General features: G+C 69.4%; 15 protein-coding genes and 1 pseudogene. 6 read left to right on the forward strand and 10 right to left on the reverse strand.

All coding sequences use genetic code 11. The features are described from left to right. Positions 1 to 6: 6 nt before the first annotated feature. Positions 7 to 339 (reverse strand): nuclear transport factor 2 family protein, encoded by a 333-nt coding sequence (locus tag B141_RS40495; RefSeq protein WP_051114068.1) that lies wholly within the window; start codon positions 337 to 339, stop codon positions 7 to 9. Positions 340 to 555: 216 nt separating this feature from the next. Between B141_RS40495 and B141_RS0113605 the strand changes: the two genes are divergently transcribed. Continuing rightward, positions 556 to 3,357, forward strand: coding sequence for an aconitate hydratase (locus B141_RS0113605; RefSeq protein ID WP_026257195.1), 2,802 nt, complete (start codon positions 556 to 558; stop codon positions 3,355 to 3,357). 137 nt (positions 3,358 to 3,494) lie between these two features. Here the strand turns inward: B141_RS0113605 and B141_RS0113610 are convergent, their stop codons facing one another. The 4 genes from B141_RS0113610 to lysX all read right to left on the reverse strand — a co-directional run bounded on the left by B141_RS0113610 (position 3,495) and on the right by lysX (position 8,989). Continuing rightward, positions 3,495 to 3,905, reverse strand: a complete 411-nt coding sequence (locus B141_RS0113610; RefSeq protein WP_020575727.1) for a VOC family protein — start codon at positions 3,903 to 3,905, stop codon at positions 3,495 to 3,497. A gap of 147 nt (positions 3,906 to 4,052) precedes the next feature. Beyond that, positions 4,053 to 4,937, reverse strand: coding sequence for an RNA polymerase sigma factor SigJ (gene sigJ / locus B141_RS0113615; RefSeq protein ID WP_020575728.1), 885 nt, complete (start codon positions 4,935 to 4,937; stop codon positions 4,053 to 4,055). Positions 4,938 to 5,002: 65 nt separating this feature from the next. After that, entirely contained in the window at positions 5,003 to 5,503 is a 501-nt protein-coding gene (locus B141_RS0113620; RefSeq protein WP_020575729.1) for a hypothetical protein, read from the reverse strand. 111 nt (positions 5,504 to 5,614) lie between these two features. After that, the gene (gene lysX, locus B141_RS0113625) at positions 5,615 to 8,989 is read right to left on the reverse strand and encodes a bifunctional lysylphosphatidylglycerol synthetase/lysine--tRNA ligase LysX (RefSeq protein ID WP_020575730.1); all 3,375 of its coding nucleotides are present in this window, start codon (positions 8,987 to 8,989) and stop codon (positions 5,615 to 5,617) included. Between the two features lie 122 nt (positions 8,990 to 9,111). On the opposite strand from lysX, the gene B141_RS0113630 reads away from it, so the two are divergent. Continuing rightward, the gene (locus B141_RS0113630; RefSeq protein WP_020575731.1) at positions 9,112 to 9,906 is read left to right on the forward strand and encodes an alpha/beta fold hydrolase; all 795 of its coding nucleotides are present in this window, start codon (positions 9,112 to 9,114) and stop codon (positions 9,904 to 9,906) included. Positions 9,907 to 9,926: 20 nt separating this feature from the next. On the opposite strand, the gene B141_RS0113635 is transcribed toward B141_RS0113630, so the two are convergent. After that, complete coding sequence (locus B141_RS0113635) at positions 9,927 to 10,334, reverse strand: HIT family protein (RefSeq protein ID WP_020575732.1); 408 nt, start codon at positions 10,332 to 10,334, stop codon at positions 9,927 to 9,929. Between the two features lie 143 nt (positions 10,335 to 10,477). On the opposite strand from B141_RS0113635, the gene B141_RS40500 reads away from it, so the two are divergent. Both B141_RS40500 and dxs read left to right on the forward strand, forming a co-directional pair. Beyond that, positions 10,478 to 11,686 carry an ROK family transcriptional regulator gene (locus tag B141_RS40500; protein WP_202805762.1) on the forward strand — a complete coding sequence of 403 codons (1,209 nt, stop codon included), beginning with the start codon at positions 10,478 to 10,480 and terminating at the stop codon, positions 11,684 to 11,686. A 356-nt stretch (positions 11,687 to 12,042) separates the two neighbouring features. After that, positions 12,043 to 13,929: a 1-deoxy-D-xylulose-5-phosphate synthase gene (gene dxs, locus B141_RS0113645; RefSeq protein WP_020575734.1), complete on the forward strand. Its 1,887-nt coding sequence runs from the start codon at positions 12,043 to 12,045 to the stop codon at positions 13,927 to 13,929. Between the two features lie 35 nt (positions 13,930 to 13,964). On the opposite strand, the gene B141_RS0113650 is transcribed toward dxs, so the two are convergent. Together B141_RS0113650 and B141_RS0113655 are read right to left on the reverse strand one after the other, a co-directional pair. After that, complete coding sequence (locus B141_RS0113650) at positions 13,965 to 15,332, reverse strand: phenylacetate--CoA ligase family protein (RefSeq protein ID WP_020575735.1); 1,368 nt, start codon at positions 15,330 to 15,332, stop codon at positions 13,965 to 13,967. 45 nt (positions 15,333 to 15,377) lie between these two features. Then, positions 15,378 to 16,007 carry a TetR/AcrR family transcriptional regulator gene (locus tag B141_RS0113655; RefSeq protein WP_020575736.1) on the reverse strand — a complete coding sequence of 210 codons (630 nt, stop codon included), beginning with the start codon at positions 16,005 to 16,007 and terminating at the stop codon, positions 15,378 to 15,380. A 148-nt stretch (positions 16,008 to 16,155) separates the two neighbouring features. On the opposite strand from B141_RS0113655, the gene B141_RS0113660 reads away from it, so the two are divergent. Further along, complete coding sequence (locus tag B141_RS0113660) at positions 16,156 to 17,667, forward strand: amino acid permease (protein WP_026257196.1); 1,512 nt, start codon at positions 16,156 to 16,158, stop codon at positions 17,665 to 17,667. A gap of 37 nt (positions 17,668 to 17,704) precedes the next feature. After that, positions 17,705 to 19,693 (forward strand): beta-L-arabinofuranosidase domain-containing protein, encoded by a 1,989-nt coding sequence (locus tag B141_RS0113665; RefSeq protein WP_020575738.1) that lies wholly within the window; start codon positions 17,705 to 17,707, stop codon positions 19,691 to 19,693. A gap of 195 nt (positions 19,694 to 19,888) precedes the next feature. On the opposite strand, the pseudogene B141_RS52550 reads toward B141_RS0113665, so the two are convergent. Both B141_RS52550 and B141_RS0113670 read right to left on the reverse strand, forming a co-directional pair. Next, a pseudogene (locus B141_RS52550) lies at positions 19,889 to 19,963 on the reverse strand (response regulator transcription factor); the annotation flags it as partial. An 8-nt stretch (positions 19,964 to 19,971) separates the two neighbouring features. Next, entirely contained in the window at positions 19,972 to 20,676 is a 705-nt protein-coding gene (locus B141_RS0113670; protein ID WP_040421223.1) for a VanZ family protein, read from the reverse strand. Between the last annotated feature and the right edge of the window lie 35 nt (positions 20,677 to 20,711).

A 20,711-nucleotide genomic window follows, 5' to 3' on the forward strand; every position in this document is an offset into this window, starting at 1 on the left:
CAGTAGTCACGCCAGGAGGCGATGCGACCGCCTCGGACCTGGATCACCTGGATAGCTCAGCCGATACGGCCGCCCGCTGGTGATGACTTCGCCGACCGCGTCGTACTCCACGATGATGACTTCGGGGTCGGCGGTCTCGTGGATCGCCACGTCCTCGAACCGCTGATGCTTCAATGGCGTCTCGCTCGCCGCGGCGAGATGGGCGCGGATGTTGTCGCGTCCCTGGAGGCGGCGGGGAATCCCCGGGGGTGCGAAGGGGAGTTCGTGTACGCCGTCCTCGGCGAACAGCTCGGCAAAGGCGGCGAGATCCCTGCGGAGATCGACGACAGTGGGGCGCACCGATAAGCCCTACTGATCGCCCTGGCGAACACATCGCCGTTGGCTTCCGCCCTCCGTAGCCGACTGGCGGACCCGCTCGACGACGTGTATCTTGACGTCGAGATAGATCCGGCTTTGGAGCGTGCCGGTTAGGGCACCCTGGCCAGTTGCGTGGAGCCCTGCGTGGGCAGGATGAAACCGGATCACCTGGACGTCTGACAGACGAGGGAGATGGCGATGGCAAGCGTTGACAGCTTCGGAGCCAAGGGCCGGCTCGGGGTGGGTGAGGCGTCGTACGAAATCTTCCGGCTGTCAGCCGTCGAGGGCGCCGAGCGCCTGCCGTACAGCCTGAAGATCCTGCTTGAGAACCTGCTGCGCACCGAGGACGGCGCCAACATCACCGCCGACGACATCCGTGCGCTGGCCGGCTGGGACGCCACAGCCGAACCCAGCAATGAGATTCAGTTCACCCCGGCGCGGGTGATCATGCAGGACTTCACCGGTGTGCCCGCGGTGGTCGACCTCGCCACCATGCGGGAGGCGGTCCGTGACCTCGGCGGCGACCCGGCGGCGATCAACCCGCTGTCGCCGGCCGAGTTGGTCATCGACCACTCCGTGATCGCGGACGTGTTCGGTACGCCGGAGGCGTTTGGTCGCAACGTCGAGATCGAGTACCAACGCAACAAGGAGCGCTACCAGTTCCTGCGGTGGGGGCAGGGCGCCTTCGCCGACTTCCGTGTCGTTCCGCCCGGCACCGGCATCGTCCACCAGGTCAACATCGAGCACCTGGCCCGCGTCGTCTTCGAGCGCGACGTGGACGGCACCGTCCTGGCCTACCCCGACACCTGCGTCGGCACCGACTCCCACACCACGATGGTCAACGGCCTGGGCGTCGTCGGCTGGGGTGTCGGCGGTATCGAGGCCGAGGCGGCCATGCTCGGACAGCCGATCAGCATGCTGATCCCGCGGGTCGTCGGCTTCAAGCTCTCCGGTGAGCTGCCCGAGGGCGCGACGGCCACCGACCTGGTGCTCACGATCACCGAGATGCTGCGCAAGCACGGCGTGGTCGGGAAGTTCGTGGAGTTCTACGGTCCGGGCGTGGGTGCGGTGCCGCTGGCCAACCGCGCCACCATCGGCAACATGTCGCCGGAGTACGGCTCGACGATCGCGGTGTTCCCGATCGACGACGAGACCGTGCGCTACCTGCGGTTGACGGGACGCTCCGCCGAGCAGGTCGCCCTGGTCGAGGCGTACGCCAAGGAGCAGGGCCTGTGGCACGACCCCGCCCGCGAGCCTGACTACTCGGAGTACCTCGAGCTCGACCTGTCCACCATCGTCCCCTCCATCGCCGGCCCCAAGCGGCCGCAGGACCGCGTGAGCCTCCGCGATGCCAAGCCGGTGTTCCGGACCGTCCTGGCCGACTACGTGCGGTCGGAGGAGCCCGCGGAGGAGAAGGGGTACGACGAGGCGGCGGCAGAGTCCTTCCCCGCCAGTGACGCGCCGGCGTTCCATGGCGCCAATGGTTCTGAAGCCCCGAAGGAGTACGCCTCCGCGGCCCTGGGAGCGAAGGGGCGTCCCAGCTCGCCGGTCCACGTCAAGCTGGCCGACGGCACCGAGTGCGAGATCGACCACGGCGCGGTCGTCATCGCCGCCATCACCTCGTGCACCAACACCTCCAACCCCTCGGTGATGGTGGGCGCGGCCCTGGTGGCCAAGAAGGCGGTCGAACGCGGCCTCACTCGCAAGCCCTGGGTCAAGACGACCTTGGCGCCCGGCTCGAAGGTCGTCATGGACTATTACGAGCGGGCCGGCCTCACGCCGTACCTCGACAAGCTCGGGTTCAACCTGGTCGGCTACGGCTGCACCACCTGCATCGGCAACTCCGGGCCGCTCATTTCCGAGGTCAGCCAGGCGGTCAACGACGCCGACCTCGCGGTGGTCTCGGTCCTGTCGGGTAACCGCAACTTCGAGGGCCGGATCAACCCCGACGTGAAGATGAACTACCTCGCCTCCCCGCCGCTGGTGGTGGCGTACGCGCTGGCCGGCAGTATGGACGTCGACCTCGCGAACGACCCGCTGGGCAAGGATCTGGAGGGCAAGGACGTCTTCCTCGCCGACATCTGGCCGTCGGAGCAGGAGATCGAGGAGATCGTCGCGAGCGCCATCGCGGCTGAGATGTTCACCCGCGACTACGCCGACGTGTTCGCCGGCGATGACCAGTGGCGGGCCCTGCCGACCCCGGCCGGTGACCTCTTCGAGTGGGACGACGCGTCGACCTACGTGCGCAAGCCGCCTTATTTCGAAGGGATGCCGGCCCAGCCGACGCCGGTGTCAGACATCGCCGGTGCGCGGGTGCTGGCCAGGCTCGGCGACTCGGTGACGACCGACCACATCTCGCCGGCCGGCTCCATCAAGAAGGACAGCCCGGCGGGCGCCTACCTCCTCGCGCACGGCGTGGAGCAGCGCGACTTCAACTCCTACGGCTCGCGCCGGGGTAACCACGAGGTGATGATCCGGGGCACCTTCGCCAACATCCGGTTGCGCAACCAGTTGGCGCCCGGCACCGAAGGCGGCTTCACCCGGGACTTCGCCAAGGGCGGCGAGGTCACCACGATCTACGACGCGTCTGTCAACTACCAGGCCGCCGGCGTACCCCTGGTTGTCCTTGCTGGTAAGGAATACGGCTCGGGGTCCTCGCGGGACTGGGCGGCCAAGGGGACAGCCCTGCTGGGTGTCAAGGCCGTCTTGGCGGAGTCGTACGAACGCATCCACCGGTCGAACCTCATCGGCATGGGCGTGCTGCCGCTGCAGTACGCCGAGGGTGAGTCGGCGGAGTCGCTCGGTCTCACGGGCGAGGAGACGTTCGACATCGTGGGGATCGAGGCGCTGAACAACGGCGAGACGCCACGGGAGGTGACCGTGCGGGCAGATGGGAAGGAGTTCCGGGCCGTCGTGCGGATCGACACCCCGGGCGAGGCCGACTACTTCCGGCACGGCGGCATCATGCAGTACGTCCTGCGATCGCTGCTGGCCCGGTGACGCCAGGCCGGCCAAGGACCTGACGGGTCCTTCCGCGCAAGCGACAGAGCCGTGGGGCTTTCGCCGGGACGCACATCCTGGCGAAAGCCCCACGGCCTTTTCGTACCCGGACGACCTGTCACCAGCCCGGCGTTCCTCTACTCGTTGAGGTTCAGCTGCCAGGACACGCCGAAGCGGTCGTTCACCCAGCCGAACTTCGCGCTGAAGCCGTACGACCCCAACGGCATGAGCGGCTGGCCCGTGTCGACGAGTGCGGCGTACAGGCGGTCGATCTCACCCTCCGACTCGCACTGGACGTAGAGGGAAATCGACGGGGTGAAGGTGAACTGATGCGCCATCGAACTGTCGATGCACATGAGCTGCAGGCCGGCGATCGAGAACGTCGCGTGCTGGATCGTTCCCTCGGCGCCGGGTTCGTTGGCGCCGTACCGCGTGACAGACAGGACCTCCGCGTCGTCGAAGAGCGATGTGTAGAACGTCATCGCTTCCTCGGCCTTGCCTTCGAACATGAGGAACGTGGTGATCTTCTGGTGCGCTGTGACGGACATAGGGCGAGGACTCCTCTTCGGCGACTCAGACTCTGCTGTTGCTGGTGCGGGTCTGCCGCGTCCGAACCAGGCGAAGACGTCACCGCCGACCCGGCCACGCGCGAGCACGGCGCCAATCTGTCAGTTGCGACTTATATAAGTCAAGGCTTAGTCGAGGAGTGTCGGCTCCACCAGCCCGCGAAGGCGCTCCGGGTCGGCCAGCACGTCGATGGCCACGATCCTGCCCTGAGCGACGGTGAAGCCCATGATCGACAGCGGCCGCCCGTCGGCGGCGACGACGATGCCGGCCGCACCGTTGATCAGCGCCGGACGGGCGAATGGCGACAGCCGGCCGAAGGTGATCGCCTGCTGGGCCACCGTCCGTGCGCCATGGTGGGCGACGTTGAGGCGTCGTCGCGCGCGGCCGCCATCGGAGCGCAGGACCACGTCGGGGTCCAGCACGGCGACGAGCGCGTCGAAGTCGCCGGCGCGAGAGGCGGCGAAGAACGCGTCGACGACCTCGCGCTGCCGCACGAGGTCGGGGTCGGGGGCAGGGGCCTGCTCGTGGACCCGGCGGCGGGCGCGGCTGGCGAGTTGCCTGGCCGCTGCCGGCGTTCGCTCGATCAGCGGAGCGATCTCGTCGAACGGCACGGCGAACATGTCGTGCAGCACGAACGCGAGGCGTTCGGCCGGTGTCAGAGTCTCGAGCACCACCATGAGCGCCAGCCCCACGGAATCGGCCAGTAACGACTCCTGCTCTGGATCGATGGCGTCCCCGGGGCTGACGAGCGGGTCGGGAACGTAGAGGTCCAAGGGTTCCTCGCGCCGTGACTGGCGCGAGCGCAGGATGTTCAGGCACACCCGTGCAACGACAGTGGTGAGCCATGCACTGAGGTTCTCCACCTCGCTGGTGTCGCTGCGGTGAAGCCGTAGCCAGGTCTCCTGTACGGCGTCCTCGGCCTCACTGAGGGAGCCGAGCATGCGATAGGCCACCGCGCGCAGTCGCGAGCGGTCCTCCTCGAACTGCTGGGTCGACGCCGCGAGGTCACTCACCTCAGGTCACGATACTCCTCGGTGGGTGACCTCGCGGGAAGGCCGCGACGTCAGGCGCCCCGGGCTCAGAAGCCCCTGTCGGCGGGCGCGGGGTCCTTCAGTGGCGGCGTCCGGAAGAAGTTGTCGTCTTCGGCTTCCTCCTCGTCCTCGGTGCTCCGAGGCCGCAACGCGATTGCTCCGATGAGCAGGAGAACGAGCCCACCGGCGCTGATCCACGCACCGGGCTGGAGATCGCCGATGCTGAGCTGCCCCGGTGCGGCATCAAACGCCACTGTGGTCACCCACAGCGCCAAGGTGGCAAGTTCGACGAGGAACGCCAACCACAACACGACCCTGGACAGCACGAGCGCGCCGAGCACTCCTATCGCGCCGGCCACCGCGAGGGGCGCGGCCATCGACAGCCAGTACGACGACGCGGTGTCGACCGAGTCGGGTTGCATGAGAAGTCGTTCCAGCTGAACACCGCGGGGAGAGCGGTTGGACAGCCAGTCGAAGTATGCGCTGCCGGCAACCGCGAGCGCTCCGATGGTGGCGAGAACGGCCGCACGAGGACGGACGCCTGTCATGACAGGACCTCCTGAGTCGGTGACGACTGGATCCCCGTGGGTGCTCAGACGCGCGTCAGACCGGAACGGCTCCCTACGATGCGGGAAAGGTTTCCTCCCCCAACGGGCGGCTCAGCTGTCTTTCGTGTCGTTGCCAGTATGGCCGCTCGACCGTACCAGCGGGAACAGCAACGTGTCGCGAATCGACAGGCCCGTGAGCAGCATGACCAACCGGTCGATGCCGAGGCCGAGCCCGCCGGCGGGCGGCATGCCGTACTCCAGCGTCCGGAGGAAGTCCTCGTCCAGTTGCATCGCTTCGGCGTCCCCGCCGGCCGCCAGCAACGACTGCTCGGTGAGTCGGCGGCGCTGCTCGACGGGGTCGACGAGTTCGGAGTACGCCGTACCAAGCTCGACGCCGAAGGCGACCAGATCCCAGCGCTCGGCGAGGCGCGGGTCCACCCGGTGGGGACGGGTGAGCGGTGAGACGTCGGTGGGAAAGTCGCAGTAGAAGATCGGTCCGGCCGTCTGGCGTTCGACCAGTTCCTGGTACAACTGGGCGACCGCCACGCCCGCGGACCCAGACTGAGGGAGCTGAACCCCGGCGCGGTTCGCGAGTTTGGTCAGCTGGGCGAGCTCGGTGTCGGGCGTCACCTCCTCACCGAGTGCGGCGCTGACCGCCTCGTGAACCCCGACGACGTTCCAGGGTTCGGCCAGGTCGACCTCCGTGGTCGTCCCGTCGGTGTTGCGGTGGGCGACGACCGTGCCCCCGAGGGCGGCCCGGCAGGCGGCAAGGATCAGCTCGCGGGCGAGGGAGCGCATCGAGCCGTAGTCGGCGTACGCCTCGTACGCCTCCAGCATCGTGAACTCCGGGTTGTGCGTGGCGTCGGCGCCCTCGTTGCGGAAGTTCCGGTTGAGCTCGAAGACCCGCTCCATGCCACCGACGAGCAGCCGCTTGAGGTAGAGCTCGGGCGCGATCCGCAAATAGAGCGGCAGGTCGTAGGCATGGATGTGGGTGGTGAACGGACGCGCGTTCGCCCCGCCGTGCACGGCCTGCAGCATGGGTGTCTCGACCTCGTCAAAGGCGCGGGACCGTAGCGTGTCACGGATCGCCGCGATCACCGCCCGCCGCTGCGCGAACACCGCCCGCGCCTCGGGCCGGACCGCCAGGTCGATCGCGCGCTCCCGGACGCGTGCCTCGGGGTTGGCCAGGCCGTGCCACTTGTCCGGCAGGGGGCGCAGGCACTTGGAGGTGAGCGCCCAGGACCCTCCGTGCACTGTCAGCTCACCCGTCCGGGTCGTTCCCACCACGCCGGTGACGCCCACGTGGTCGCCCAGGTCGACGTACCTCTTCCACCGCTCGAACGCCGTCCGGTCGGACTCCTTGGCCAGGTCGAGCATCACCTGGATGTCGCCCGTGCCGTCCCGCACAGTCGCGAAGGCCAGGCGGCCGAGGGTACGCATCCGGAGGACCCGGCCGGCGACACCCACGCGGTCGGTCGTCCAGGTGTCAGGGCCGAGGTCGGCGTACCGTTCGTGCAGCTCGGCGGCGGTCGCGGTCCGGGGGTAGCCGACCGGATAGGGGTCGAGGCCGTCCGCGCGGAGCCGGCGGAGCTTGTCGCGGCGTACCCGCTCCTGCTCGGGGAGGGCCGCCTCGCGCTCGGTGGCCAGGCGGTCGATGTCAGCTTGCTCCTCCCACACGTCCCACTCGTCGTGATCGGCAGGCTGCGGCGTCACCGGCTGGAGGGTCGACGCCACGAGGGGCATGGCTGGCGGCTCGGTGACCGGTCGGCGAGGGGTCGGGCGTGCGCGGCGGCCCGACCAGGCCGGGAGGAAGCCCTCGGCGACACCCGACGCCAGCACGATCCGGGGAAGGTCGCGCGAGCTCGGGTAGCAGATATAGCGCGGGATCCACTCCGGCTCGAACTTCGCGTTGGCCCGGTAGAGCGCCTCGATCTGCCACCAGCGCGAGGCGAGCAGGAGGGTACGACGCCAGATCCGGGCGATCGGCCCGGCGCCGATCTGTGCGCCTTCGACCAGCCCGCCACGGAACACCGCGAAGTTCAGCGAGATGCGGTCGACCCCGAGCCCGCCGGCCGACTCGACAAGCCGGGTCACCATGAGTTCGACCACGCCGTTGGCCGCCGTCGGCGACCGTCGCATGACGTCGAGCGAGAGGCCGCGCCGCCCCCATGGGACGAACGACAGGAGGGCGCGGCGTACCCCATGGACGTCGAAGCACTCGACCAGCACGCAGTGCCGGTCCCGCTGGTCGTCGAGCCGGCCCAGTGCCATGGAGAAGCCGCGTTCCTTCTCGGTGTCGCGCCAGCGTTCGGCGTCGGCCGCCACCTCGGCCAGCTCCGAGGCGCTGAGCTCGGAGTGGCGCCGGATCCGGCAGGTGTAGCCGGCGCGTCCGAGCCGCTGGACTGCCTGGCGTACGCCACGCATGTGCCGACCGGACAACCGGAAGTCGGCGACATACAGCACGGCCTCGTCGCCGAGTTCGAGAACGTGCAGGCCCTCGTCGGCATAGGCGCGGGCACCACGCTCGGTGACCCCCATGACAGCCGGCGTCCACGCGAACTCGCGGGCCTCCGCCAGCCAGGAACGCACGGCACCCGACCAGCGCGCCGGGTCACCCACCGGATCGCCGCTGGCGAGGCTCACCCCCGCGACGACGCGGTGGGCGATCGCGCTCTGACCGTCGGGGGAGAAGATCGCGGACTTGTCGCGGCGGGTCGCGAAGTAGCCGAGCGAGTCGTCGCCACCGTGGCTCGCGAGGAGTTGGCGGATGCGGCGTTCGTCCTCAGGTGTCTGGTACAGCGTCTTTCGGCCGGGCCGGAAGAGCACCCACGCGCCGGCCAGCTGTACGGCGGCCCCGAGGACCCCGAGGAAGACCGCGACGCCATGGAGCGGAGGCGGCGAGCTGATCTCGCGGAAGAGGTCGAGCCGGTTGTTGTAGACGTCGGTCCCGCCGGTGAGGAACACCAGGACGGTCACGACGCGATCGCCCAGTGTGACCAACCGGCCGGGGAAGGCGGTGATGGCCGCCATGCCGAGGACGAAGCCGGCGACGATCGCGACGGCGACCGTCGCGAGGGCCCGCCAACCCGCCCGTGGCGCGACCTTCGCGTCGAAGGCGGGGCGGGCCAGCAGGAGGATCACGAGCACACCGGTGAGGACCAGAAGGCTGAGCAGGCCATGGTGCTTCAGTACGACCTCGCCCACGTCGTAGGCCATGTTGGGGACGATGAGCAGGAGCACCAGGAACCACCAGGCGATCCGCTTCCGCCGGCCGACCGCAGCGGCGAGGATGCCCAGATATGCGGCGTAGGCGAGGTTTGGCTGGGCACTGATCGTGGTGAGCTCGATCGCCGCGCGCAGCGGCTCGAGCGGGGGACGCAGGGGTGGGAAGAGCGCTGTGATCACACAGAAGACCGCCACGGCCCGCAGATACCGCGCGATCCAGGTGGCCAGGACGGCTGCCCTGGCGCCCTCGTGCGACGCCACGCGTTAACTCCCGGAGTGTCGGTTACGCGCCGGACGTTGTGCCGGTGCGGAACTCATCGGCATTCCTAGTGTCCTGCGTCGGAAGTTCGTTGCCGCACAGGACACTAGGTCAGAGTAGGGGAGTGTCGGTCGTCTCACGTGGCGCGTACCGCGTCGTCATCCTGCCTGGGCTCGCCGGCTGCGAGGCCGAGTGGATCGCGGTGACCACGGAGTTGGACGTACCGGCGGAGGTGGTGGCCAGCGCCGTGCCGGGGTTCCTGCCGGCGCCGTCGCTCGAGCACGTGGTCGACGCTGCCGAGGCCGTCCTCGACGCCTCGCCCGAACCCGTCGTGGTGGTCGCGCAGTCGATGGGAGCGATGCCCGCCGAGGCGCTCGCCATGAGGCGGCCCGACCGGCTGGCCGGGATGGTTCTGGCGGACCCGTCCGTGGAGCCCTCGCCGGCCCGGTGGACTGCGGCCCTCGCGCCAGGTGCGGAGTCGTTGGGATCCGTCGCCGGCCGCCTGCCAGAGGCGGTCACGGCTCGGCTGGGGCTCGCGTTCCGCCGCGCGACGATCCGCTTCGGCGCCCAGACGGCCGATCCGCTGGACCGGGACGCCATCCTCCGCGCGTTCGGTACTCCCGCGGCGCTCGCCGCGCAGGTACGCGGGTTCGGCCGCTACTACCGCTGGGCTGTCGAGCTCGCGGACCTCCGGTATGACGTCCTGCTGCGCAAAGACGCGGCGCTGACGCTGCCCACCCGGCTCCTTGTCGCCGCGGACTCGCGCGCGGAGTCGGTACGCCACCAGCACTGGCTGGCCGCGAGGTTCCGGCCGCACGCCGAGATCTTCCTCGTGGAAGGGAGCCGGCATCTCATGCACCTGGATCGGCCAGATGTCGTGCGGGACGCCGTACGTGCCGTGCTCGCCGCCAGGTCCTGAGCCGGCTCACCGGCGACTTTTCAAAGGGCGGCGCGGAGGCGGCCGGCGTACTCCTCGGCCTCGGCGTCATCGGCGTACTTCCGGCGCGGCCACAGGAAGCCGCGAAGCCCGTCTCCGCGGGTTCGCGGTATGACGTGGGTGTGCAGGTGCGGGACGCTCTGGCTGACCCGGTTGTTGATCGCGACGAAGGAGCCCTGCGCGCCCAGGCCGTCTTCCATCGCGCGGGCGAGCCGCTGGACGGCCTGGAGGTACGGGTCGCGCAGGTTGTCAGGCAGGTCGACCAGCGTGCCGATGTGGCTGCGCGGGATGAGGAGGACGTGGCCCTTGAAGACCGGGCGCCGGTCGAGGAACGCGAGGAACCTCGGCTCGTCGAGAACGACGTACGCGGGAGCGCCGGCGGCGACCTCGCAGAAGGCGCAGCTGTCCATGCGCCCGAGCGTACGATCCGGCCGCCGGAGCTGGCGGATCCTGACCGGCCAACCGCACCGCGAGCCGGGACGACCGGTTACGGCAGTGCCGATCTTCGCGCATCCCCTTGACGATCACGTTACGTGCGAGTTTCCTTTGGCGCGTGACGCACCGGCCTGGGTCTCAGGCGTCGCTGCGGGCGGCGAATATCCACCGGGTGCTGGCAACGGTTCGAGCACACGGCGTACTCAGTCAGGCCGAGATCGCGCGGCTGACCGGTCTTTCACCCGCGTCAGTTTCCAACATCGTTCACCAGCTGGGTGACCGCGGTGCGGTCGAGCTGTCGCCGGGCATCAGAGGCGGCCGCCGGGCGCAGGAAGTGCGGATCTGTTCGGCGGACGGGCTGGTGGCAGGCGTCGACTTCGGCCACCGGCACATCAGGGTCGCGGTGGCAGACCTGCGCTTCGACGTCCTCGCCGAGCGCCGGCACGCCTGTGACGTCGGCGCCTCGTCGGCGACCGCGTTCGCCGTCGCCGAGAAGCTCGTGGCGGAGGTCCTCGACGAACTCGGCGTGGGACGAGGCGAACTCAAGGCGGCCGGGGTTGGTCTGCCCGCCCCGTTGCCGCCGACGGGAAGCTCGCTCGCCTCCTGGCCGATCCTGCCCGGCTGGGAGGACATCGACCCGGCTCGGGACCTCGCCCAGCGACTGGAGGTCCCGGTGGTCGCCGACAACGACGCCAATCTGGGCGCCCGGGGAGAGCTGCACTTCGGTGCGGGACGCGGCGTGGCGAACCTCGCGTACGTCAAGGCCGCGACGGGTCTGGGCGCCGGGCTGGTGGTGGACGGCTACGTCTATCGCGGCTTCGCCGGCTCCGCTGGCGAGATCGGCCACCTCACGATCGACGAGACCGGGCCGGTGTGTTCGTGCGGCAACCGCGGCTGTCTCGAGACGCTCGTCGGAGCGCCGTACCTCCTCGAACTCATCCGGCGCAGCCATCCCGACCTGCGTACCGTCGAGGACCTCGTGGCCCGGGCGCTCGCCGGTGATGGCGGCTGCCGGCGGGTGATCGCGGACGCCGCCCGGCACATCGGCTTCGTCGCGGCGAACCTGTGCAACGTGGTCAACCCCGAGCGGGTGGTCGTCGGTGGCGACCTCGCGGCGGCAGGCGACGTTCTGCTCGATCCGCTGCGGGCGTCTATACCGCGGTACGCCGTCCTCTCGGTGGCGGGGACGCCGGTGGTGGCGGCTGAGACAGGGGAGCGGGCGGAGGTACTCGGCGCGCTCGTCCTCGCCGCCGAACACCTCGAGCACCGGCACGAACACGCCGCGTCTCCCACGCCAGCGCGTCATCACCGTGTGCAGTCGCCCTAGTTATCCGCGGTGATCGAAGCACACTACGCCACTCCGGAGCGTCGCCACGCGCGTGCGGGGAGCGGCGTGGCGAACCTTACGACCGATTTTGGCGTCTGAGGTGCCGTAGGCAGTGCACTCTAGACTCGAGCGGACAGCGTGGCCCGGCTCCCGACCCCGTCGTGGGGATCCCGCCGGCCGGCCGCGCCTGAGGAGGGAGCAAGCGGTGAGCGAGCGGATCGTTCAACACTGTGCCTGGAACGCTTCATGCGCGCCCGGAGCGAAGCGAGGACGTGCATGAGCGAGCGCAGCGAGCGAATCATGCAGCGCAGCGCCTTGTGTGCCTCATGCGCGCCCGGAGCGAAGCGAGGACGTGCATGAGCGTGTTGGAGACGGTGAAGGGCCCGTCCGACCTCGCTGGCCTGTCTGAGCAGCAGCTCGCCACCCTCGCGCTGGAGATCCGCGACTTCCTGGTCACGAAGGTGTCCCTCACGGGCGGCCACCTTGGTCCCAACCTCGGCATCGTCGAGCTGACGCTCGCCCTGCACCGGGTGTTCGACTCCCCGCATGACCGGATCCTCTTCGACGTGGGCCACCAGGCCTACGTCCACAAGATGCTCACTGGCCGCCTGGATGGGTTCGACAAGCTTCGGCAGAAGGGCGGCCTGTCCGGCTATCCGAGCCAGGCTGAGTCCGAGCACGACATCATCGAGAACTCCCACGCGTCCACCGCGCTGTCGTACGCCGATGGGCTCGCCAAGGCCTACCAACTTCGGGGTGAGGACCGGCACGTGGTGGCCGTCGTCGGCGACGGCGCCCTGACCGGCGGTATGGCCTGGGAAGCGCTCAACAACATCGCCGCTGCCAAGGACAGGCCGCTTGTCATCGTCGTCAACGACAACGGCCGCTCCTACAACCCGACCGTGGGCGGGCTCGCCGAACACCTCAACGCCCTGCGCACCAATCCTCGGTATGAGCAGGTGCTCGAGCTCGTCAAGCGCTCGCTCAGTCGTACCCCCCTCGTCGGCGCACCGGTCTACGACGTGCTGCACGGCGTGAAGCGTGGGCTCAAGGACGTGCTGGCGCCGCAGGGGCTCTTCGAGGACCTCGGTCTGAAGTACGTCGGGCCGATCGACGGGCACGATCTGTCCGCCGTCGAGCATGCCCTGGAGCAGGCGAAGGCGTTCGGTGGTCCGGTGCTGGTGCACTGCGTCACCCGGAAGGGCTTCGGCTACGACGTCGCCGAGCGGGACGAACAGGACTGTCTGCACCAGACCCGGACCGACCAGACCGGGACCTGGACGAAGGTCTTCAGTGAGGAGCTCCTCGCCGTTGGTCGGGAACGCCGCGACATCGTGGCGATCACGGCGGCGATGACGTACCCCACCGGTCTGGACGCCTTCGCCGACGAGTTCCCCGAGCGGTTCTTCGATGTCGGGATCGCGGAGCAGCACGCCGTCACCTCCGCGGCCGGGCTCGCGATGGGTGGGCTGCACCCCGTCGTCGCGATCTACTCGACGTTCCTCAACCGCGCGTTCGACCAACTCCTCCTGGACGTCGCGCTCCACCGTTGCGCGGCGACGTTCGTCCTCGACCGGGCCGGCATCACCGGCGAGGACGGTCCGAGCCACAACGGCATGTGGGACCTCTCCATCCTTCAGGTCGTTCCGGGTCTCCGGATCGCCGCGCCGCGAGACGGCGCCCGGCTGCGTGAGCTGTTTCGGGAAGCGGTGGCGATCGATGACGGCCCCACCGTCGTGCGGTTCTCCAAGGGCGCGGTCGCCGACGACATTCCCGCGATCGACCGGGTGGGCGAGACCGACGTGCTTGTCCGCGCCGGGGAGCGTGACGTCCTCGTCGTCTCGATCGGCGGCATGGCGTCGACCTGTGTCGACGTGGCGGCCCGGCTCAGCGAGCAGGGGATCGGCGTGACTGTCGTGGACCCGCGTTGGGTGAAGCCGATCGATCCCGCCCTTCTCGACCTGGCCCGCGAGCATCGGGTGGTCGTGTCGGTGGAGGACAACGGCCGGGTCGGAGGGTGCGGGGCCGCGCTCGCCCTCGCGCTCGCTGACGCGGGGATCACGACGCCGCTGCATATCGCTGGCATCCCACAGCGGTTCCTCGATCACGACAAGCGGCCGAGCCTGCTGGTCGAGATCGGGCTCGGCGCCCAGGACCTCGCCCGGGACATCGTCGAGCGGGTGGCCCGCCTCGACGGAGCGACCCTGGTTGAGGGCGACCACCACCCGCTGCCGCGTACCTAGCTAAGAGGTCGCGCGACCTCTTAAGAGGTCGGCATTCAGGTCAGCGGGATGATCCTGCGGTATTTGCCGCCGGGTGACTGCTGCGGTGGCTCCTCGGCGCGCTCGAGCGTGACGTGGTCGGCCTTGTGCTCGGTGAGCAGGTGGGTGATCTCGTCGCGCACCGCCTGCCACACCCGGTCGGCATCGGCACCCGCCGAGGGCTGCAGGCGTACGCGCAGCGTGGTGGGCGCGGTCTGGACGACCTGGAACCGCTCGACGCCGGTAACGCGGTCCAGCGCGGTGCCGAACAGCATCGGTGAGATGCTGACGTGCTCCCCGCGGCCGGTGGGGAAGGTGAGCATGTCGGCGGCGCGGCCCTGCACCCGGATGGCGGGAAACGGGCTGCCGCATGGGCAGGGGTTGGGGCGGAGCAGCACACTGTCGCCGAGGTCGTAGCGCAGGATCGGCTGGACCCGGTTGGCGAGGTTGCTGAGCAGGACCGTGTGTGACGGCTGACCCGGTGGGACGGGCCGGTAGTCGGTGTCGACCGGCTCGACCGCGGCCCAGTCGCTGGCGACGTGGTACCAGTCGTGCGCGCATCCCAAGCCGAGGAAGCCACACTCGGTGGCGGCGTAGGCGGCGCGGACCGTGGCCTGGAAGGTCGTGGCGATCCGCTTCCGGACGTCCTCGGTCAACGTCTCACCGCCAGGGATGACGATCGCCGGATGGATGCGCAGGCGGCCGGCCTCCTGCTCCCCGGCCAGCATCGTGATCATGCTCAGGAAGCCGGCGAGGTTGGCGGGGTTGTACCGGTTGAGCTCGGCGACCAGCTCCGGCAGCGGCTGGTGGATCGAGAAGACCCGCGTCAGCCGGCCGAGCCGCGGGTGGTCCAGGCGGAACCTGGCCGCCCCGGCGACGGTGAAGAAGTGGCCGCCGGGTGCGGAGACGATGGCGGTACGCCCGGCGCGGGTGATCATGCGGATGAGGTCGCGGGCTCCCATCACCCCGCCAACGCGCGAGCCGAGGGCGGTGTGCACCGCCTGATACCGATCGTCGATCACGAAGAGGCCACGCAGGCCGCTGGTGCCGGACGTGGTGGCCACCAGGTAGCGGCCCAGGAAGCGGTGCCCCGCGAGGTCGGGGTCCGCCACGAACGCCTCGACCTTCTCCCGGGTCACCTCCCGGTCGGTGGCCCAGTCGTCGAACCGGCTCATCAGCTTCTTCTTGTTGGTGACCGGGAGCAGTGCGAGGTCGTCGACCCCGTCGGGCAAGTCCTGGTACAGCTCCCGGTAGTACGGCGAGTGGGCGCGGGCATAGGCCACCAGTTCGGCCAGGTGGACACGCTGCTGCTGCTCGATTGCCTCAGGCCCTTGCCGCATGACGCGTCGAGCCTCGCGGGCGAGCTGTCGGACGCTTTCCCCCATGATGATCTGCTCCTTTCTCCAGTGAGTGGCAGCGGCGGTGTTTCGCTACGGATCTTCGGTGGGCAGCCGCACCGAGAGCAGGCCGGACATCGCGATGTCGAGGCCGTGTTCGGCGGCCTCCCACAGCTCGTCCTGCGACCGGCCGAGTTGGACGCTCGCCACGCTCGCCTGCTGGATGGCGCCGAGTAGGGATCCGGTCATCGCCGCCGCGGTGATCGGGTCGAGCCGGCCGGGGAACGCCTTCAGCAGTTCGCTGGCGATCCGTTGCTGCAGGTCCAGCAGGAGGTACAGCCCTTTGGCCTGAAGGGCGGGCGTGGTCAGGGCCAGCCGGGCCACCGCCGACAGCTCCTCCGGCTTTCGAGGGGGAACCTTGGGTCGTCGGTGGGCGGCGTACTCCCGGACCATCCGCACCAGCACCTCGCCCGGACTCTCTTCTGGCCGGCGCTCGGCGATCGCCTCGAACAGCACTGAGTAGTCCTGCTCGGTGTCGGCGAACAGCACCTCGTCCTTACTGCGGAAGTAGTTGAAGAACGTCTTGGGGTCGACATCGGCCGCCGCGGCGATCTGCGCCACCGTGGTCTGCTCGTACCCCTGCTCCTCGAACAGCCTGATCGCCGTCATGGTGATCCGCTGTCTGGTCAGCCGCTTCTTACGTTCGCGCCGCGACTCTTCCACGAGGTTGAAATCTACTCCATCCGGAATTTTCCAGCTACTGGAACATTGTTCGAGGCGGCAACGTCGGCCACGACCCGCTGCCGGGCGGCTGATCGGAGTCACTGTCCGAGTCCGTTTCGTTACACCATTGGCAGGGCATTGCCGCGGCATGAGCGAGCGCAGCGAGCGAGGACGCATGAGCCTGCTGCGGACGAAGCCGATCGAGGCGGCGATCTCCGACACTCTCGAGCCAGAGCACCGCCTGAAGAAGAACCTCGGTGTGCTCGACCTCACCGTCTTCGGGGTCGGCGTGACGATCGGTGGCGGGCTGTTCGTCCTCACTGGCACCGTGGCCGCGTCGTACTCCGGACCAGCCGTCTCGGTGTCGTTCGTTCTCGCCGCCGTGGCGTGTGCGCTGGCCGCGCTGTGTTATGCGGAGTTCGCGTCGACGGTCCCGGTGGCCGGTTCGGCGTACACCTTCTCCTACGCCACGCTCGGCGAGCTCATCGCGTGGATGATCGGCTGGGACCTGATCCTGGAGTTCTTCGTCGCCGCGGCGGCGGTGGCGGGCGGCTGGTCGGGCTATCTGGCGACCGCGCTCCAGGGAACGCCGCTGCAGATCCCCAAGGCGGTCGCGAACACCGCCGAAGGTGTCATGAACCTCCCGGCTGGCCTGCTCATCCTCGCTCTGACTGGCATCCTCGTCGTCGGGATCAAGCTGTCCAGCCGGATCAACCAGGTCGCGGTCGCCATCAAGGTCGGAGTCGCGGTGGTGTTCGTCCTGGTGGGCGTCTTCCTCGTGAAGGCGAGCAACCTCGTGCCGTTCGTTCCAGCCAGCCAGCCACGCGTGGGCGCCAGTGGCCTGACCCAGCCGCTGATCCAGGCGATCTTCGGGCTGCAGCCGGCGACCTTCGGTTGGGCGGGCGTCGCGGGTGGTGCGGCCGTGGTGTTCTTCGCGTTCATCGGCTTCGACGTGGTGGCGACGACCGCGGAGGAGGCGCACCGACCGCAGCACGACATGCCGCGCGGGATCATCGGTTCGCTCGCGATCTGTACCGTGCTGTACGTCGCGGTCAGCCTGGTGCTGACCGGGATGGAGAGCTTCCGGCGGATCAACCCGGCTGACTCGGCGCCCCTCGCCACCGCCATGGTCCAGGCCGGTCATCCCGCACTGGGCCGGCTCATCGCGGTTGGAGCCGCGGTCGGGATCATCGTGGTCGTCATGATCCTGCTGCTGGGGCAGACCCGGGTGGCGTTCGCGATGGCGCGGGACGGCCTGCTGCCCGAGGGCTTCTCGCGGGTGCATCGGAGGTTCCGGACGCCGTACGTCATCACGATCGTCGTCGGTGTCGCCGCGGCGATCCTCGCGTCGTTCACGTCGATCACCGTGCTGGCCGAACTCGTGAACGTCGGGACGCTCGCCGCCTTCATCCTGGTGAGCATCGGAGTGCTGATCCTGCGCCGGACCCGCCCGGACCTGCCCCGAGCGTTCCGCACGCCGTTCGTACCCGTCCTGCCGATCGTGTCCGCGCTCGTCTGCTTCTACCTCATGCTGAACCTCGCGGTCGAAACGTGGATCCGGTTCGTCGTCTGGATGGCGATCGGGCTGTGCATCTACTTCGCGTACAGCCGTAAGCATTCCCATCTCGGCCAGCCGTCCGAAGCGGTTCAGAAGCGCTGACAACGGTGGGCAGGAGGCCGGACGATACGGTCGTCGGGTGATCGCGAAACCGCCGCAGACACCTGACCATGCAGCGACAGCCGCGGACCTGCGGCCGACCGGGTTGCGGCCCCTTCCGTTGGGCCAGCTCAGGCCCGCCGGATGGCTGGCCCACCAGCTCCGGGCCCAGGCCGACGGGATGGCGGGCCACCTCGACGAGGTCTGGCCGGATGTCGCCGAGAGCGCCTGGATCGGCGGCTCCGCCGAGGGCTGGGAGCGCGGGCCGTACTGGCTGGACGGCGTGACGCCACTCGCGTTCCTCCTCGACGACGCTCGGCTACGCGCCAAGGTCGACCGCTGGGTGGCGTACATCCTCGACCATCAGGCGGACGACGGCTGGCTCGGGCCACGACCCACGTCCGACAGGGAGGAGACGTACGCAGCCCACGACGTCTGGCCCCGGATGGTGGTGCTGAAGGCACTGCTGCAGTACCACGCCGCGACCGGGGACGAGCGGGTTGTCAAGGCGGCCCTGCGGTTCGCGCGGACGCTCGGCGACCTGCTCGACCGCTGGCCGTTGCGGGAGTGGGCGCGGTCGCGGTGGGCCGACCTGGTGTGGTCGCTGCACCAGTTGTACGACCTCACCGGTGAGTCCTGGCTGCTCGAGCTCGCCGACACCGCACGGCGGCAGGGGTATGACTGGCTGGCGTACGCCGACGAGCTTCCGTACACCGAGAAGGTGCCGGACGCGACGCTGCGGGACTACCAGCGGCAGGCCGATGGGCTCTGGATGAATGACCACATGATGGCGACGCACGGCGTCAACGTCGCCATGGGTCTGAAGATGCCGGCGGTCTGGTGGCGGCAGAGCGGGGACCCTCAGCTGCCGGTGCTACTCCAGCGCCTGCTGGCGCAGCTCGACACCCACCACGGTCAGGCGTCGGGGATGTTCAGCGCGGACGAGCACCTCGCGGGGCGCCATCCGTCGCAGGGCACCGAGACCTGTGCCGTGGTGGAGTTGCTGTTCTCGCTCGAGGTCGCGCTGGAGACCTGGGGGGTGCTGGAGCCGCTGGCGGATCGGCTCGAGCGCGTTGCCTACAACGCGCTGCCGGGGTCCGTCACGCCGGACGAGTGGGCGCATCAGTACGTGCAGCAGGCGAACCAGGTCGTCTGTCACGTGACGGAGGACCGCCTTTACACCAACAACGGGCCGGACGCGAACATCTTCGGACTCGAACCACATTTCGGCTGCTGTACGGCGAACCGTCACCAGGGCTGGCCGAAGTTCGCGGCCCGGTTGTGGATGGCGACGCCCGACGATGGCCTGCTGGCCCTGTCGTACGCACCGTGCCGGATCGACACGACGGTCCGGGGAAGTCGGATCCGCGTGGACGTGTCTGGCTCCTACCCGTTCGCGGACGAGGTGACGATCAGGCTCGGCGTCGACGAACCCACGGCGTTCCCCCTCCGGCTGCGGATCCCCGACTGGGCCGAGGACGCCGAGCTGACCGTCGACGGCGGCGCTCCGGCCCGGGTGGATGCGGGCACTGTCCACGAGCTGGACCGGACGTGGGCGGGCGAGCAGACGCTTGTTCTCCGGCTGCCGGCCGGCGTTCGGGTCGAACATCGCCAGCAGGACAGCGTTTCGGTACGCCGAGGACCGCTTGTCTTCGCCCGGGCGGTCGGCGAGTCCTGGCAGCGGATCGACGGCGTCGACCCGCACACGAGCTGGGAAGTGCACCCGGCCGAGCCGTGGAACCACGCGCTCGAACTCGATCCGGCCGCGCCCGAGGCCGGATTGGACCTGGAACGCCGCGAGGTGGGGGAGCGGCCGTTCTCACCGGAGGGCGCGCCGATCCGGCTCCGCGCCCGCGCGCGGCGGCTGCCTGCGTGGATGCTGCGGCATGGAGCCGCCGACGCCCCGCCACCGAGCCCGGTTGCTGAGGTGGAGCTGGATGGCGAGAGCGAGCAGGTCGAGCTGCTGCCGTACGGCTCAGTCAGGCTCCGCGTCTCCGAACTCCCCTGGGCACCTCGGCCAAGTGCGTGAAGACTTTGGGGTGTTGTAGCACCCCAAAGTCTTCACAATCCCAGTTGGCCTTCGATCGTCTCGAATGCGAGGGTCATCGCGGCCGAGGGCGCCAGTCAGGTGCCGGACGGCGGCACGTGCCACCGGGGTCCGTGGCGCGGCGCAGGGATGGTGTAGTGGCGCATGGCCGCGCCCGCATCGGCGTTCGTGCCAGGTGCCGGAAGGGCCGGGGATGTCGCGGTCAAGGACCGCGAGGTCGTAGGAGTTGACGCTGAGCAGTTCCAAGCTGGACGCGGGACTCAGTCTGCCGGTGCCGGCGCGGGGCGGGACTGGCCCGACGGCGCCTCCGCCGCGGTGCGCCACCAGTGGCGCGACGCAAGCGCGGCCAGCACCGCGCCGGCGGCGTTGACCAGTACGTCATCCACGGAGGACACCCGGTCTAGCCGCAACACGTACTGCGCGGTTTCGACCAGGGCCGAGCAGCCTGCCCCAAGCGCCAGAATCCGCGGCACGGACGCCAACGCCGCGAAACGCATCGGAGCGAAGAACCCCAGCGCCGCGAAGATCAGCAGGTTGCCGCCGATCCCGAGCGGCCCCATCGTGGCAAGGTCTCGCAGCGGGACCAGGCTCACCCGGCCGGGGACGACGCCGGCCCCCGGACCCGGCATCATGGTCATCCATACGAACGGCACCGTCCCGTAGACCATGCCCACCTCGGCCAGCGACATCCGCCACGCCGAGGTGCCGCCGGCGGCACGCCGAAAGCGCGCCAGAGCCCACACCACCAGCGCGGCCAACGGCAGCGCGACCAGCATCATGAGCACCACACCGTTCTCCGTGTCGTAGCAGCCGTGCCACCGCCCGGCCATGCACCTCGGAGCGGACATCATGAGTGGCCGCCGTATGGCGAACGCCGCGCTCGCCAGGCCGAGGATCACCAGACTGACGAGCACAATCCCGCGCGTACGGCGGGGCGGTGCTGACGGGGATGCGCTGTGGTTCATGCCCCCATTAGAGCCGGAGGGCCGTTGCAGTGGCA

The organism is Actinopolymorpha alba DSM 45243, from assembly GCF_000373925.1.
Taxonomy (GTDB): Bacteria; Actinomycetota; Actinomycetes; order Propionibacteriales; family Actinopolymorphaceae; genus Actinopolymorpha; species Actinopolymorpha alba.

Coding starts and splice junctions, on each gene's coding strand:
- dxs (WP_020575734.1), top strand. CDS start 12,043: ATGAGCGTGTTGGAGACGGTGAAGGGCCCGTCCGACCTCGCTGGCCTG.
- B141_RS0113620 (WP_020575729.1), bottom strand. CDS start 5,503: ATGACAGGCGTCCGTCCTCGTGCGGCCGTTCTCGCCACCATCGGAGCG.
- B141_RS0113670 (WP_040421223.1), bottom strand. CDS start 20,676: ATGAACCACAGCGCATCCCCGTCAGCACCGCCCCGCCGTACGCGCGGG.
- B141_RS0113635 (WP_020575732.1), bottom strand. CDS start 10,334: ATGGACAGCTGCGCCTTCTGCGAGGTCGCCGCCGGCGCTCCCGCGTAC.
- B141_RS0113650 (WP_020575735.1), bottom strand. CDS start 15,332: ATGGGGGAAAGCGTCCGACAGCTCGCCCGCGAGGCTCGACGCGTCATG.
- B141_RS0113610 (WP_020575727.1), bottom strand. CDS start 3,905: ATGTCCGTCACAGCGCACCAGAAGATCACCACGTTCCTCATGTTCGAA.
- B141_RS0113660 (WP_026257196.1), top strand. CDS start 16,156: ATGAGCGAGCGCAGCGAGCGAGGACGCATGAGCCTGCTGCGGACGAAG.
- B141_RS0113605 (WP_026257195.1), top strand. CDS start 556: ATGGCAAGCGTTGACAGCTTCGGAGCCAAGGGCCGGCTCGGGGTGGGT.